Source organism: Pseudomonas serboccidentalis (assembly GCF_028830055.1).
GTDB lineage: Bacteria > Pseudomonadota > Gammaproteobacteria > Pseudomonadales > Pseudomonadaceae > Aquipseudomonas > Aquipseudomonas serboccidentalis.
In genome coordinates, this window is sequence record NZ_CP101655.1 from 3,583,509 (window position 1) to 3,599,758 (window position 16,250).

The window sequence follows — 16,250 nt, forward strand, 5'->3', positions numbered from 1 at the left end:
TCGAGCCGCGGCTGCCCAAAGGACCGGACACGGCGTCAGATACGCAAAACCCTGACGCAAATCAGTCCGCAAAAAAGCCAATCAGGCGATGCTCCCGCGCTTTTTGCCTCTACGCTTGAGAAGCCAGAGCCTGCCATCGGAGTGTCTTGTGTTTGCCAACCTGCTGATCATCCTCGCGTCGTCCCTGGTGATGATTGCCCTGTTCCGCCGTCTGCGCTTGCCGCCGGTGCTGGGCTATCTCTGCGTGGGTCTGATGGTCGGGCCGACCGCATTCGACTGGGTCAACGAGAGTGAACACCTGCCTGACGTGGCCGAGCTGGGCGTGGTGTTCCTGCTGTTTTCGCTGGGCCTAGAGTTTTCCCTGTCGAAAATGATCGCGCTGCGTCAGGTGGTGTTTCGCCTGGGCAGTCAGCAAGTGTTGCTCAGCACAGCGTTGCTGGGCCTGGTGTTGATCCTGCTGGGCATACCGGTGCCCCCGGCGCTGTTGCTTGGGGCCGGGCTGTCGTTGTCGTCGACGGCGATTGTCACCAAGGAGCTGAGCAGCCTGGGCGAAGTGTTCAGCAGTCACGGGCAGAACGCCGTCGGGGTCTTGTTGTTTCAGGACGTGGTCGCGGTGTTGCTGCTGACGCTGGTACCGGTGTTCGCCGGGAGCAGCGCACAAGCCTGGTATTGGGCCTTGCCACTGACCCTGGCAAAGACCGTGGTGCTGTTTTTCGGTTTGCTGCTGGCCAGCCGCTGGTTGCTGCCACGGCTGTTTCATGAAGTGGCCGCCTCGCGCTCGGCGGAATTGTTCGTGCTGCTGGCGCTGGTCATTGTGCTGCTGACCGCATGGCTGACGCACCTGCTGGGCCTGTCCCCGGCTCTCGGTGCATTTCTGGCCGGCATGCTGCTGGGCGAAAGTCACTACCGCCACCAGATCGAGGCCGACATCCGGCCCTTTCGCGACATTCTGCTCGGGGTGTTTTTCGTCAGCATCGGCATGCTGATCGACTTGCAACTGTTTGTCAGCCACAGCGTGCTGATCATCGGTCTTACCCTCGGCCTGATGCTGCTCAAGGGCTCGGTCGTGGCGCTGCTGGTGAAGTGGCGCGGCAGCGATCACGAAACCGCCTGGCGCAGCGGCCTGGCCCTGGCGCAAGGGGGTGAATTCTGCTTCGCGTTGATGGCGCAGATGCAGCAAAACAAGATACTGCCTGCCGAGTTGGGCGCCCTGCTGTTGGCGGCAACATTCTGCTCGATGCTGCTGACCCCGCTGTTACTGCGCGCGGCGCCGAAAATTGCCTTGCGCCTGCATCGCAAGCCGAACCAGGAAGCGCAAATCGAAGAGATCAGCGCGCTCAACGCCGACCTCGACCAGCATGTGGTGATTTGTGGATACGGGCGGGTCGGCCAGTCCATCGGCCGTTTCATGCGCAATGCCAATCAGCCTTACATTGCTCTGGACAACGACCCGGTGCGGATCCAGGAAGCTGCCGTCGGCGAAAGCAATGTGTATTACGGCGACTCTTCTCGCACCGATCTGCTGATCGCCGTCGGACTGTTGCGCGCACGACTGGTGGTAATCGCCGTGGATCAATGCGACGTTGCCCTGCATATTCTCAAGGAAGCACGCCGCCACAATGATCAAGTGCCGATACTGGTGCGCACCCGCGACGATAGCCAATTGGCCGAGCTCAAGGCGGCCGGCGCCACCGAAGTGGTGCCGGAACTGTTGGAGTCGAGCCTGATGCTCGGCTCTCACGCACTGATCCTGCTCGGTCTGCCAGCGCGGCAGGTACAGGAGCGAGTCGATCAGGTGCGCAGTGACCGTTATCGCCTGCTGCACGGGTTTTACCCCGGTGCCGACGATGAGGAAACCTAATCCTGACTGACCGCGCCGATCTTGTGCAGCGACAGGTCGGCGCCGTAATACTCCTGTTCCTGACTCAGGCGCAGACCGTGCAACGCCTTGATCAAACCGTAGACGGCAAAACCACCGATCAGCGCGACCACCACGCCGAGCGCGGTGCCGATCAACTGGCTGATCAGGCTGACACCACCGAGGCCACCGAGCGCGCTCTGGCCGAAGATGCCGCAGGCAACCCCGCCCCACACCCCGCACAAACCGTGCAACGGCCAGACCCCCAGCACATCGTCGATGCGCCATTTGACTTGCGCGGCGGTAAAGCACCACACAAACAATGCGCCGGCAATCGCGCCGGTGACCAAGGCACCGACCGGGTGCATCAGGTCAGAACCGGCGCAGACCGCCACCAGCCCGGCCAATGGGCCGTTGTGCAAAAAGCCCGGGTCGTTGCGCCCGGCGATCAACGCCGCCACCGTGCCGCCGACCATCGCCATCAACGAGTTGACCGCGACCAGACCGCTGACACCCTGCAAGGTTTGCGCGCTCATCACGTTGAAGCCGAACCAGCCGACAATGAGAATCCACGAACCCAGCGCCAGAAACGGAATGCTCGACGGCGCGAATGCCACCAGGCGCCCGTCGCGATAACGCCCGTTGCGCGGACCGAGCAACAGCACCGCCGCCAGCGCCAGCCAGCCGCCCATGGCATGAACCACCACGGAGCCGGCGAAATCATGGAACGCCGCACCGAATCGGGCCGTCAGCCAGGCTTGCAGACCATAGTTACCGTTCCAGATCATGCCTTCGAAAAACGGGTAGATGAACGCTACGATCAGCGCCGTCGCGCACAGCTGCGGTACGAACCGTGCACGCTCGGCGATGCCGCCGGAAATGATCGCCGGGATCGCTGCAGCGAAGGTCAGCAGGAAGAAAAACTTCACCAGACCGTAACCGTGATCGGCACTGAGTACCGCCGCCGGTTGCATGAAGGTCACCCCGTAGGAGATCCAATAGCCTATAAAGAAATAGGCCAGGGTCGAGACCGCGAAGTCGCTGAGAATCTTCGACAGCGCGTTGACCTGGTTCTTCTGGCGAACCGTACCCACTTCAAGGAAGGCGAAACCGGCGTGCATCGCCAGCACCATCACCGCACCGATCAGAATGAACAGCGTGTTGGAACTGTGAACCAGCGTGTCCACAGCGCTTTGCAGATTTTCCATAAAGAGGCAGACCTGAAGGCTGAAAAAGGCACCAAAGCGGTTCGCGCGGACAATTCATGCACCAAGTTGCGCCTTGCGCGGCACCGCACTGAAGCTGCGATGAACCACTTTGGCGCACCAGGTCGATGTCCTGACACGAACCAGGATTATTTGAGTTAAGGTTTTCCTGCATGTACGCCCGCCAACAGCGCACGACGACTGCAGGACGCACCACGACATAGCAAAAGCTGTACCAGTCATTTGTACTGAACCTTCGCGCAAGGCTCATACTCGAACGCTTCAGACGTCACTTACGGAGATCCACCCATGGCCAGCATCAAGGCAAAGACTGCTCAAGAAATCCTGATGAACGACTTCCAGACTCTGGTCGCCGACACCGAACGGTTGCTCGAGCACACCGCGACGCTGGCGGGCGATCAGGCCGATGAGCTGCGCGAACAGATCCACGACAGCCTGCTGCGCGCCCGCGAAACCCTGAAGCTGACCGAAGACACCCTGCGCGATCGCGGCCAGGCCGCCGTCACCGCCACCGAAGACTATGTGTCGGCCAACCCTTGGCAATCAGTGGGCATCGCCGCCGGGGTGGGCTTTCTGATTGGCCTGCTGGCCACTCGGCGCTGATCATGTCGATCGGCGAATCCGGCCTGGGGTCGGGCACCTCCTCCACGCGGCGTCTGGGCGCCGCTGTACTTGGTTTGCTGCACAGCCATGTCGAACTGTTCGGCATCGAGCTGCAGGAGCAGAAGGCACGTACCGTCAGCCTGTTGCTGTTTGCAGGTCTGGCACTGGTGTTTGCGCTGCTGTTGCTGGTCGGTCTGTCGACGCTGGTGCTGATTGTGTTCTGGGACACTTACCGCCTGCCCGCCATCATCGGCCTGTGCGTGTTCTACACCCTGGCGGCCGCTTTCTGTGGCTTGCGCCTGAAGGCTGCAGTCTTCGATGAGTCCTCACCCTTCCACGGCACCCTGGAAGAATTGGCCAACGATCGGGAGCGCCTGTTGCCATGAGCCTGCCTGAACTTCCCCACAACAGCTCGCGTCGGGAAATGCGCAAGGCGCTGATCCGCCTGCGCATGGAAATGCATCGCCAGGAAATCCGCCATGAAGCCGGGCAAGTGCTGCAACCCTTGCAGCGCATGCGCGGCATGACGCAAAACCTGCAGGACGGTTTCGGCATCAAACACGCGCCGCTCTGGGGCGTGGCGGCGGTCACGCTGCTGGGATTCATCACCGGCAAAGGCGCGAAAAGCGGTGGCGTCGGCGGTCTGACCCGGCTGATTCGTCTGGGCACCAGCCTCGGGCCACTGATCAAACTGGTGATGCAGAGCTCAAGCAAACGCTGAGCCCGCGCATCTGGCTGCATTCTTGCAATACCCGCGGGATGAACCTCTTTTATCCGGAGGTTCAATCCCGCGCGCCTACCTGGTCTGCGGGGTTCATCCAGAACAAGAACGACTAAGGAGGCTCCGTGATCGACGGGCAACCGCTCGCCTGCTTTCAGCCTTTCATCGATACCGCCACCGGACGCATTGCAGGCGTCGAGGCACTGGGTCGCCTGCGCCAGGCTGACGGCCAACTGGCCTCGGTCGGACCACTGTTCGCCGACCCGCGCACACCCGCCGTTGCCCTGCGTCGCCTCGACCGCCAGATTCGCGACAATGCCCTGAGCCGACTGCATGAAGCCCCCGCCGAGTGGTTTCTCAGCCTGAACATGTCGCCGCGCTGGATTAGTCGCCTGCGCGCGGATCAGCCGTTGCCCAGCCTCAAGCAGATGCTGCGCCACGGCGTCGATCCGCAGCGCATCGTCTTCGAGATCACCGAACTGGGTGGCAACAGTCAGCGCCTGGCTGAAGTGGTCGCCCGCTATCGCGAGGCCGGTGCGCGCATCGCCATTGACGATTTCGGCGCCGGCTATTCGCAGCTCGACCGGGTGCTGGCCTTGCAGCCGGACATTCTCAAACTCGACATGCGCCTGTTTCAGGCCGCAGCGTTGGGCGGGCCGAGCAGTGACGTGGTCAAGGCGCTGGCGCAAATGGCCGAGAAGACCGGCTGCTGGATCATTGCCGAAGGCGTGGAAACCGAGGCACAACTTAATTTCGCTCTGGAATGCGGCTCGCGATACGTCCAGGGATTTCTCTTCGCCAAGGCGCAGGAAGCCTTCTATCCGTCTGACGCCTTCGTGCAACGCTTCGCCGAACTGCGCCAGCGCTACGTGCGGCAGAAACTGGCCGAACGCGGACGTCTGATGCAGATGCGTCAACAGCTCGGCGAACTGATGTCGATCCTCCAGGCCTGGGCTCAGACCCATGCACCGCTCAGTGCGCTGCCACAGCTGGACGCCTTTCCGTGGTTGCTGCGGTTCTACCAGTGCGATCGCCACGGCACGCAACTGACGCCGAACCTTGAGTGGCGCCCCGGTGGCTGGATGGCCGACAACCGCTATCTGGGGCACAACTGGTCATGGCGCCCGTACTTCTATCACTTGTTGGCCGAAGGCTGGGAGGAACGCCGTCTGACCCTGTCCAACACCTACCGCGACGCCACCAGCAATCAGTATTGCCTGACCGCCGGCCAGTTCTTCGATAACGGCGAACGCCTGTTGCTGATCGATATTGATGCCGCGGGCCTGTAGTTCCGCTTGCAGCTGGAGGCGCGAACCGGGAAGCTAGGGCCATAGTCATCCCAATCACCGACGGAGAGAACCAGCCTTGGATTGGCAGACCCTGCTCAACCGCGAACGCCTTGGAAAACCGCTGCACAGCCCGCAAGAGCTGGGCCGCAGCCCGTTCCACAAAGACCATGACCGCATCATCTTCTCCGGCGCCTTCCGGCGTCTGGGACGCAAGACCCAGGTGCATCCGGTATCGAGTAACGACCACATCCACACCCGTCTGACCCACTCGCTGGAAGTCAGCTGCGTGGGCCGTTCGCTGGGCATGCGCGTCGGTGAAACCTTGCGCAGTGCCCTGCCCGACTGGTGCGAACCCAGCGACCTGGGCATGGTGGTGCAGTCGGCCTGTCTGGCCCATGACATCGGCAACCCGCCCTTCGGCCACTCCGGTGAAGACGCGATCCGTCACTGGTTCCAGCAAGCGGCCGGGCGCGGCTGGCTCGACGGCATGAGCGAAGCCGAGCGCGGTGATTTCCTCAATTTCGAAGGTAACGCGCAAGGTTTCCGGGTGCTGACTCAGCTTGAGTACCATCAGTTCGACGGCGGCACCCGCCTCACCTACGCCACCCTCGGCACCTATCTGAAGTATCCGTGGACCGCGCGTCACGCCGACTCGCTGGGCTACAAGAAACACAAGTTCGGCTGCTATCAGAGTGAACTGCCGCTGCTCGAGCAGATCGCCCACAAGCTCGGCCTGCCGCAGCTGGAAGACCAGCGCTGGGCGCGTCACCCATTGGTGTACCTGATGGAGGCTGCCGACGACATCTGCTATGCGCTGATCGACCTCGAAGACGGCCTGGAAATGGAGCTGCTGGAGTACGCAGAAGTCGAATCGCTGCTGCTCGGCCTGGTGGGTGACGATCTGCCGGAGACTTATCGCCAGCTCGGCCCGCAGGATTCGCGTCGGCGCAAACTGGCGATCCTGCGTGGCAAGGCCATCGAGCACCTGACGAATGCCGCCGCCCGGGCATTCGTCGAGCAACAGGACGCGCTGCTGGCCGGCACCCTGCACGGCGACCTCGTCGAACACATGCACGGCCCGGCCAAACGTTGCGTGCTGAACGCCAAGGACATCGCCCGCAAGAAGATCTTCCAGGACAAGCGCAAGACGCTGCATGAAATCGGCGCCTACACCACCCTGGAAATCCTCCTCAATGCGTTCTGCGGCGCAGCGCTGGAGCAACATGGCGGCCGTAGCCCGTCGTTCAAGAGCCGGCGTATTCTCGACCTCTTGGGCAACAACGCCCCTGACCCCCATGGACCGCTGCACACTTCGTTTCTGCGCATGATCGACTTCATCGCCGGGATGACCGACAGCTACGCCAGTGACATGGCGCTGGAAATGACCGGGCGCTCCAGCCACTGACCGGGCGCGCTTCTTGACCGGTCAGCGCAGCTGTCCGGTCGAGCGGTTTTCCAATAAATCGGCTCTGACCTGTTCGATAAATACCCTGAGCGAAACGTAATACGTTTCACGCAAAAAACCTCAACCCAACACCTTATTTAAACACTCGACCCGCAACTTAAAACATTCAACTAAACAAACAAGCTCAACACTTCCTTACGCGACACAGAGTTCTGTCGTAGTAGATTTCCTTTTAGTGTGTAGGACTTATCCTATATTGCCGCTAAAGCCATGTGAGTTCATGCGACCGCTCATTTAACTGAGCTAAGGTGCGCGCTTTATTCGCGCACGTATGGGATTTGATTATGAACTCCGTTTTTATTGTCGATGATCACCCCGTCATCCGGCTTGCCGTTCGAATGCTGCTCGAGCATGAAGGTTACAAGGTCGTCGGCGAAACCGATAACGGGGTCGACGCCATGCAAATGGTCCGCGAATGCATGCCCGACCTGATCATCCTCGATATCAGCATCCCCAAACTCGACGGCCTGGAAGTCCTCGCCCGCTTCAACGCCATGGGCATGCCGCTCAAGACGCTGGTACTGACCGCGCAATGCCCGACGCTGTTCGGTATCCGCTGCATGCAGTCCGGCGCATCCGGTTACGTGTGCAAGGAAGAGGACTTGAGCGAACTGGTCAGCGCCATCAAGGCCGTACTTTCCGGTTACAACTATTTCCCCAGCCAGGCGTTGAATCCGGTACGCAGCGACGATGTGCGTTATGCCGAACTGGAACTGTTCAAGTCCGTCAATGACCGGGAACTTATGGTCTTGCAGTTATTTGCCCAAGGTCGCACCAACAAGGAAATTGCCAAGGGCATGTTTCTCAGCAACAAGACCGTCAGTACCTACAAGAAGCGCCTGATGCAAAAACTCAAGGCCAGATCCCTGGTTGAACTTATCGAGATGGCCAAACGCAACGCGCTAGTGTGAGAGCCCGAATGCCCAGTCGTTTAAAGATCTATCTCGCTGGATTGTGCGCGAGCCTGTGCCTGACGACTCAGGTAAATGCCGAGGGCGTTACCGCACAAGATTACGTGCTGCGCAGCCGTTCGGGTCACGAAACGCTGGTCGTGGCCCTTGAACCGTCGCAACGTCAATGGTTGCAGACTCGCAGCGAACTGGTACTGGGCACTTCCGCACCGGATTATCCGCCGTTCGACATGACCGCCAGCGGTCGCGATTACGAAGGCTTCACCGCCGACTACGCCGGCCTGCTCAGCCGGGCCACCGAGCTGCCGATCCGGGTCAAACGCTTTGCCTCACGGGACGCCGCCTTGCGAGCGCTGGTAGCCGGTCAGGTCGACATGCTCGGGACGGCCAACGGTTTCGAGGCGAGTCGTGCCGACGTCCTGCTTTCTACCCCCTACGCCATCGATCAGCCGGTACTGGTCACCCGTGAAGATGAGACCCGCACGCTCACCGAAGGCCTGGCCGGACTGCGCCTGAGCATGGTGTATCACTATCTGCCGCAGGATGAAGTCAAGGCGCTGTATCCCAAGGCCATCCTGACGTCCTATCCCTCCTATCAGAACGCAATCAACGCGGTGGCTTTCGATCAGGCCGATGTGTTTCTGGGCGACACCATCTCCACCCACTACATGATCAACAAGGGTTATCTGAACAACATTCGCATGGCCAATTTCGGCAAGCAGGAAGCCCATGGTTTCAGCTTTGCCGTGCGTGCAGACAACCCGCAACTCCTCGCCATCATCAACACCGCGCTCCAGGCCGTCTCAGCCAGTGAACGGGACAGCATCGCCAAGCGCTGGAGCGCCGGCAGCGACATCCTGCTGACCGACCAGAAGCTGCAATTGACCCACCATGAAGAGCAGTGGCTCAAGCAGCATCCAGTGCTGCGTGTCGTGGTCAATGAGGCGTTCGCACCGCTGACATTCTTCGACAGCGACGGCAATCTGCGGGGCATCACCGCAGACCTGCTCGAACTGCTGCGCCTGCGCACCGGCATGCGCTTCGAACTGGTACGCAGCCGCAGCGACGGCGACATGATCGAGCAGATCGACCAGCACCGGGCCGACCTGATAGCGGCGTTGCTCCCCACTCCTCAGCGGGAAAAGTCCCTGCTGTTCAGTCGCCCCTATCTGGAAAACTCGTTTGTCCTGCTGACACGCAAATCCGCTGACAGCCCGACTCATCCAACCCAGCTCTCGGGCAAGTCCCTGGCGATCTCCCAAGGCAATCCCATGGCCGATTACCTGCGCCGCGAGTTCCCCGACATCCACCTGATTGAAACCTCCGATACCTTCGGCGCCGCGACGTTGCTCGCCGAAGGCAAAGCCGATGGCGCGGTCGCCTCGCTGGTGATCGCCAACTATCTGATTGCGTCGCGAATCTTCGAACACCCGTTGCAGATCACCACGACCCTGGGCACCCGCCAGGCGGCCTTTTCACTGGCCACCGCCCGCGACAACAGCGAACTGGGGTCGATCCTCGACAAGGCGCTGCTGAGCATCACGCCCGAGGAACTGGGCGTCATCAACAGCCGCTGGCGTGGTTTTTCCAACGCCGCGCAAGGCAACTGGCATCACTACCAGCGCCTGTTCTACCAACTGATCGGCGCGGCGTGTTTGCTGCTGGTGTTGTCACTGCTGTGGAATGCCTACATGCGTCACCAGATCAAGCAGCGTCAGGCGGCCGAGCGCGCCCTGAACGATCAGTTCGAATTCATGCGCTCACTGGTCAACGGCACTCCGCATCCGATCTACGTGCGCGACCGTCGAGGCCTGCTGCAAAGCTGCAACGACAGCTACCTCGAAGCCTTCAACGCCAAACGTGAAGACGTGATCGGCAAAAGCGTCATGCAAGGCACCCTGAGCAATGCCTTCGAAGCGCAGGCGTATCAGGCGGATTACCAGCGGGTCGTGGACGAAGGCACGCCATTGGTGCTGGATCGTCCGCTGCACATTGGCGGTCGACGCCTGACGATCTACCACTGGATCCTGCCGTACCGCGACTCCAGCGGCGACGTGCAAGGGATCATCGGCGGCTGGATCGACATCAGCGAACGTCGACAACTGTTCGATGAATTGCGCAGCGCCAAGGAACAGGCGGACAACGCCAACCGCGCCAAAAGTACCTTTCTGGCGACCATGAGCCACGAAATCCGTACGCCGATGAATGCCATCATCGGCATGCTCGAATTGACCCTCAAACGCATGGCCGAACAGCATCCGGATCGTTCATCCATCGAAACCGCCTACTGCTCGGCCAAGGATCTGCTGGGCCTGATCGGCGACATCCTCGATATCGCGCGGATCGAGTCCGGGCGCCTGAGCCTGAGTCCGGAGCGGGTCAATCTGGTCGAAACGGTGGCGTCAGTGGTCAGGATTTTCGACGGCCTGGCCCGTCAGAAAAACCTTGCTCTGCCGCTGAGCGTCAATCCCCCCGGGCTTCAAGTCGATGTCGAACTCGATCCGTTACGCTTCAAGCAAATCCTGTCCAACCTGATCAGTAACGCCATCAAATTCACCGAGTACGGACAGGTGCGGATCACGCTGGACGTGCTGTCCAATGGCCCGGGAACGTGTTCGCTCATCCAGTTGACGATCCAGGACACCGGGGTCGGGATCAGTATCGAAGATCAACAGCGCCTGTTCGAACCTTTCGCTCAGGCCGACGGTGGCAGACAGCAGGCCCGCAGTGGCGCGGGCCTGGGGCTGGTGATCAGCCGCAATCTCTGCGAAATGATGGGCGGCCAGTTGCAATTGAGCAGCCAGCCCGGGATCGGCACCCAGGTCTGTCTGTCGCTGCCGCTGCAAACGCTGCCGTGCACAGTGGCCACGACGAAAACCGAACCACCGATCCGCGTGACCTTTACGCCGCTGAACATCCTGGTGGTCGACGATCACCCCGCCAATCGCCTGTTGATGTGTCAGCAACTGGAGTTTCTCGGGCACCGCTTCAGCCTGGCGGAAGAAGGGCGAAGCGGGTTTGAACAGTGGCAGGCAGGTGAATTCGATCTGGTGATTGCCGACTGCAACATGCCGCTGATGAACGGCTATGAACTGACCGCTGCCATCCGCCAGCAGGAACAACGCACAGGTCGCGCACCGTGTACGGTGCTGGGCTTCACCGCCAACGCGCAGCCTGAGGAAGTGCAGCGCTGCAAACAGGCCGGCATGAATGACTGTCTGTTCAAGCCCTTGAGCCTCAGCGCGCTGAGCCACTGGGTCAACGGCTTGCAGCCCGTCGCGCCCGAGCCTGCATTCAATCTCCAGGGACTGAATCAGTTGACGGGCGGCAATCCGCTGCAGGCCCGGCGCCTGCTCACAGAGTTGCTCAAGAGCAGCCGCCTCGATCGCCAGGAGTTGTTGGCCCTGGCCCCGCACAATGATCGTGAGGCATTGGCGGTGGTGGCGCACAAGATCAAAGGAGCCGCCCGAATCGCTCAGGCTTCGCGCCTGATCGCCCGTTGCGATGCGCTCGAACAAGCCTGCGCGCCGACAACGCCCGGGCTCACTCTCGTGCATCGCATACAGGCCACCGATGCGGCCATGGTCGAACTGGAGCAGGCGTTGCAGCAACAACTCGAACCGCTTGAAAAAAGCAGAATGACCGAGCCTTAACTATGCTTGGGCGCTGAGCAGTGTGTTTACTTCAATGGAGAGCCAGCGATGCCCAGCCCACTGCGCCCGGATCAACGCCGGTTCCCGTTGCATGTGCATATCAGCGTCATGTTCACCTTTCTGCTGTTGCTCACGGGCATCGTGCTGGGACTGTTCAATTATCGCCAGACCACCCGGATCATCCTGTCGAGCAGCGAAAACCTGTTCAATCGTATCGAACAGGACGTGCGCCTGGACCTGCAGGCCACTTACCAGCCGATCCGGCATTTGCTCAGTCTGCTGGCGGTCAACCAGGCGACCGAGGCCTCGAACCTGCAACAGCGTCTGGCACTGCTCAAGCCGTTCAGTCAGTCGCTCAAGGACAACACCGACCTCGCTTCGCTGTATCTGGGCTATGGCAACGGCGACTTCTTCATGGTGCGCCCCTTGCGCACCGACGCCCTGAAAACCCTGCTCAAGGCGCCGCCGACAGCGGCCTATCAGGTCTGGAGTATCGAACACACGGCCAGCGGCACCGCGTCTTCACAATCGTTGTTCTTCGACGAAACGCTGAACCCGGTCGCTCATCAGGACAATCCCGACGATCGCTACGACCCGCGCACCCGCAACTGGTACAGCAACGCCCTGCGACAAGGCGATCAGATCACCACCGAACCCTACGTGTTTTTCTCCACGCACAACGTCGGCACCACCCTCGCCCGGCGCAGCAGCGCAACAACGGTGATCGGTGCCGATCTGACCTTGGCCGCGCTCTCGGCCACCTTGATCAAGCACGTGGTTACACCCTCCACCGAAATCGTGCTGTTCGATGCCGATGGCAATGCCGTGGCCTATCCGGACAGCAGCCGGCTGATTGTCGATGACAGCAATGCACGCCTGGCCAAGGCCGCCGACCTGAGTCCGAATCTGCACGCGCTGCTGTCCACGGCGCATCAGGGCAAGCGGCTCGACGTCGCGGGCCGACACTGGATCGTCGCCCGCAGCAACCTGCAGGAAGGCGGCCCGAAAGGTCTGCAGATGGCCCTGCTGGTGCCGGAGGACGAGTTGCTCGCCGACGCCTACCGCATGCGCTGGCAAGGCGCGCTGATCACCTTGGCGACATTGCTGCTGTGCCTGCCGCTGGGTTGGCTGATATCGCGAATTCTGGTCAAGCCGCTGCACGCGCTGGTCAAGGAAGCCGACGCGATTCGCAGTTTCGATTTCAACTTTCCGGTCACCCGCCGCTCGCCAGTGCTGGAGGTGGATCAGTTGAGCCTGTCGATGGCCCGCATGAAGGACACACTTGCCAGTTTCTTCCGCATCACCGACAGCCTGTGCGCCGAAACCCGCTTCGCCCCGCTGCTGCAACGGGTGCTGTTCGAAACGGTGCAGATCGCCCAGGCGCAGGCAGGCTTGATCTATCTGCGCGAAAACGATGGCAACCGGATGGAACCCTACGGGCTGGTGATCGATGGCGTCTCGCAGGATCTGGACGAGTTCGATGTGCTGGGTCAGGAGCTTCTGGCGGGTCAGGGGCCTGCGTGGTTCCAGCAACTGACGAACGCTGACAACGTGGTGACCAGTCTTGGCTTCGAACAGGCCGGGGACTTGCAGAAAGTACTGCTGGCGATGACGTCGCCGCGTATCCACTTGATCGGCATTCGCCTGCGCAACCGGCACAACGAAACCATCGGCCTGTTGATTCTGCTGATCAACGACAGCGGCACCGCGCAGGATCTGGAAAAACTGCGTCCGGACCGCATCGCCTTCCTGCAGGCGGTTTCCGGCGCTGCGGCGGTGAGTATCGAAAGCCAGCGCCTGCAGGCAAAGCAGAAGCAGTTGCTCGATGCGTTCATCCAGCTGCTGGCCGGTGCCATCGACGCCAAGAGCCCCTACACCGGTGGCCACTGCCAGCGCGTGCCGGAGCTGACGCTGATGCTCGCGCAGGCCGCTGCCGCCAGCCAGGCGCCGGCGTTTCAGGGCTATCAGCCAAACGAAGACGAATGGGAGGCCCTGCACATCGCCGCCTGGCTGCACGACTGCGGCAAGGTCACGACACCGGAATACGTGGTCGACAAGGCCACCAAACTGGAAACCCTCAATGATCGCATCCACGAAATCCGCACCCGCTTCGAGGTGCTCAAACGCGACGCCTGGATCAGCTACTGGCAGGCACTGGCCATGGGCGGCAACGAGGCGCAACTGAGCGAACTCCGTGACGCCACGCTGACAGAACTGGACGACGACTTTGCATTTGTCGCCCACTGCAACCTGGGCGGTGAGGCCATGGCGCCAGCCGATCTGCAGCGCCTTGAGCGCATTGCCGAGCGTCGCTGGACGCGCACCCTCGATGATCGTCTGGGCGTGTCCTGGGAGGAAAACCGGCGGCAGGCACGAACGCCTGCACCGAAGCTTCCGGCCAGCGAACCTCTGCTGGCGGACAAACCCGAACACCTGATCGAACGCGCCGACAGCGAACTGATTCCGGAAGACAACCCGTGGGGATTCAAACTGGATGTGCCGCGCTACAAATACAACCGCGGCGAACGCTACAACCTGAGCATCGCCCGCGGCACGCTGACCCGCGAAGAGCGCTACATCATCAATCACCACATGGTGCAGACGATCCTGATGCTCAGCCACCTGCCCTTCCCGGGGCACCTGGACAGCGTCGCGGAAATCGCCGGTGGGCATCATGAAAAAATGGACGGCAGCGGTTACCCCAAACGCCTGAAGCGCGAAGACATGAGCCTGCCGGCGCGGATGATGGCGATTGCCGATATCTTCGAGGCTCTGACTGCGGCTGACCGGCCGTACAAGAAGGCCAAATCCCTGAGCGAAGCACTGGGGATCATGGCCACCATGTGCCGCGAGGCCCACATCGATGCCGAATTGTTCGGGCTGTTCATCAACGAAGGGGTGTACATGCAGTACGCCGCGCGGTTTCTCGACCCGCGGCAAATCGATGCGGTAGAACCGGCCAGCCTGTTGCGCAAGGCTGGCCTGAGCGCCTGATCAGCAGTCGGTCAGACGCAGGAAGATCGCCGCCAGACGCTCGATACCGGCCTGATCGTCGGCACCGAAACGTGCCAGTTTCGGGCTGTCGAGATCGAGCACGCCGATCAACCGACCATCCTTGACCAGCGGTACCACCAGCTCGCTGTTCGAGGCGCTGTCACAGGCAATGTGCCCGGGAAAGGCATGCACGTCTTCGACCCGCTGGGTCTGCAGACTGGCCGCCGCCGCGCCACACACGCCGCGACCGAATGGAATGCGCACGCAGGCGATCTGCCCCTGAAACGGGCCAAGCACCAGTTCTTCGTTGCGATTGAGGTAGAAACCGGCCCAGTTCAAGTCATCGAGCTGGTTGAACAGGAACGCCGAAAACTGCGCGGCGTTGGCGATGAAATCGCGCTCGTCCGCCAGCAGCGACTCCAGTTGCGCGGCCAACATGCCATAGCCTTCAAGGCCCTGGCCGCTTTGTTGCAAATCAATCATGCCTTGTGCTCCAGCAATTTCAGTCCCACCCAGTAACGGGCGAATTGGTACGCGCAACGTCCATTGCGATTGCCGCGCCCGGTTGCCCAGCGCACGGCGAGGATGTCCAGCGCTTCGTCACGCTGCCAGCTCAAGCCGGCCTTGGCCGCCAACTGGCCGATCCAGTGTTCGACGACGTTGAGAAAGTGCTCTTGGGTAAACGGATAGAACGACAGCCACAGACCGAAACGGTCCGACAGGGCGATCTTGTCTTCCACCGCTTCGCTGGGATGCAGTTCGCCGTCGACGCGTTTCCAGTTCTCGTTGTCGCTTTCCTTCTCCGGCACCAGATGGCGGCGGTTGGACGTGGCGTACAGCAAGACGTTGTCCGGCGCCTGCTCCAGCGAGCCGTCGAGCACACTTTTCAGGACGCGGTAATCACCTTCACCGGATTCGAACGACAGGTCATCGCAGAACAGCACGAAGCGCTGTGGCAGTTTGGCGATCTGCTCCACCACCCGCGGCAGGTCTGCCAGGTGATCGCGCTCGATCTCGATCAGGCGCAGGCCGGCCTGGGCGTGCTCGGCCAGCAACGCCCGCACCAGCGAGGATTTACCGGTACCGCGCGAGCCCCAGAGCAGCGCGTGGTTGGCCGGCATGCCGTCGAGAAACTGTTGGGTGTTACGCCCCAGTTGCTCCAGCTGCCGGTCGACACCGATCAGGTCACTCAGACGCATGTCGAGGCTGACTTCCAGCGGCAGCAGAAACCCGCTGCGCCCGTCGCGCTGCCAGCGCGCCGCCAGGCAGGTGTTCCAGTCAATAACAGGACGCGGAGCCGGCAACAGCGGCTCGATCCGCGCCAGAACCGACTCGGCGCGTTCAAGAAAAGCATTCAATCGGGAATCCACGTCTTCTCCTCGGGCACGTTCAAAGTGATGATGGTGCTTCAGCGACGACAATCAGATCAACAATGGCGCGCCGCGCCCTTGTTACAAGGCGATTCGGGAACCTCGGTATCCATACATGATCGACTATGCTTGAGCAGCGAAGGGAAACGGAAGTGGTTCA

12 protein-coding genes are annotated in these 16,250 nt (G+C 61.2%); 9 read left to right on the top strand and 3 right to left on the bottom strand.

Translation table 11 applies throughout. The features are described from left to right. Window positions 1-148: 148 nt before the first annotated feature. Window positions 149-1,861, top strand: coding sequence for a cation:proton antiporter (locus NN484_RS16205; protein ID WP_274657473.1), 1,713 nt, complete (start codon window positions 149-151; stop codon window positions 1,859-1,861). On the opposite strand, the gene NN484_RS16210 is transcribed toward NN484_RS16205, so the two are convergent. Continuing rightward, entirely contained in the window at window positions 1,858-3,066 is a 1,209-nt protein-coding gene (locus NN484_RS16210; RefSeq protein ID WP_274657474.1) for an ammonium transporter, read from the bottom strand. The genes NN484_RS16205 and NN484_RS16210 overlap by 4 nt on opposite strands. Before the next feature lie 306 nt (window positions 3,067-3,372). Here NN484_RS16210 and NN484_RS16215 point away from each other — a divergent pair, with 306 nt between their 5' ends. The 8 genes from NN484_RS16215 to NN484_RS16250 all read left to right on the top strand — a co-directional run bounded on the left by NN484_RS16215 (window position 3,373) and on the right by NN484_RS16250 (window position 14,720). Then, complete coding sequence (locus tag NN484_RS16215; RefSeq protein WP_025113166.1) at window positions 3,373-3,687, top strand: ElaB/YgaM/YqjD family protein; 315 nt, start codon at window positions 3,373-3,375, stop codon at window positions 3,685-3,687. 2 nt (window positions 3,688-3,689) lie between these two features. Continuing rightward, entirely contained in the window at window positions 3,690-4,073 is a 384-nt protein-coding gene (locus tag NN484_RS16220; RefSeq protein WP_215501970.1) for a phage holin family protein, read from the top strand. Next, window positions 4,070-4,408 (top strand): hypothetical protein, encoded by a 339-nt coding sequence (locus NN484_RS16225; protein ID WP_102354011.1) that lies wholly within the window; start codon window positions 4,070-4,072, stop codon window positions 4,406-4,408. The genes NN484_RS16220 and NN484_RS16225 overlap by 4 nt, the downstream gene beginning before the upstream one ends. A 125-nt stretch (window positions 4,409-4,533) precedes the next feature. Further along, a complete protein-coding gene (locus tag NN484_RS16230; RefSeq protein WP_215501971.1) occupies window positions 4,534-5,697 on the top strand; it encodes an EAL domain-containing protein in 1,164 nt (387 codons plus the stop codon). Between the two features lie 76 nt (window positions 5,698-5,773). Beyond that, window positions 5,774-7,102: a deoxyguanosinetriphosphate triphosphohydrolase gene (locus tag NN484_RS16235; protein WP_127648753.1), complete on the top strand. Its 1,329-nt coding sequence runs from the start codon at window positions 5,774-5,776 to the stop codon at window positions 7,100-7,102. A gap of 344 nt (window positions 7,103-7,446) precedes the next feature. Beyond that, the gene (locus NN484_RS16240; RefSeq protein ID WP_127648754.1) at window positions 7,447-8,073 is read left to right on the top strand and encodes a response regulator transcription factor; all 627 of its coding nucleotides are present in this window, start codon (window positions 7,447-7,449) and stop codon (window positions 8,071-8,073) included. Window positions 8,074-8,081: 8 nt separating this feature from the next. Next, window positions 8,082-11,726 carry a transporter substrate-binding domain-containing protein gene (locus NN484_RS16245; protein WP_274657475.1) on the top strand — a complete coding sequence of 1,215 codons (3,645 nt, stop codon included), beginning with the start codon at window positions 8,082-8,084 and terminating at the stop codon, window positions 11,724-11,726. Window positions 11,727-11,774: 48 nt separating this feature from the next. Further along, a complete protein-coding gene (locus NN484_RS16250) occupies window positions 11,775-14,720 on the top strand; it encodes an HD domain-containing phosphohydrolase (RefSeq protein WP_274657476.1) in 2,946 nt (981 codons plus the stop codon). On the opposite strand, the gene NN484_RS16255 is transcribed toward NN484_RS16250, so the two are convergent. Together NN484_RS16255 and NN484_RS16260 are read right to left on the bottom strand one after the other, a co-directional pair. Beyond that, window positions 14,721-15,203 (bottom strand): GAF domain-containing protein, encoded by a 483-nt coding sequence (locus tag NN484_RS16255; RefSeq protein WP_119429621.1) that lies wholly within the window; start codon window positions 15,201-15,203, stop codon window positions 14,721-14,723. Next, window positions 15,200-16,090: an ATP-binding protein gene (locus NN484_RS16260; protein ID WP_127648758.1), complete on the bottom strand. Its 891-nt coding sequence runs from the start codon at window positions 16,088-16,090 to the stop codon at window positions 15,200-15,202. Before NN484_RS16260 ends, NN484_RS16255 begins: the two co-directional genes overlap by 4 nt. Window positions 16,091-16,250: the final 160 nt, after the last annotated feature.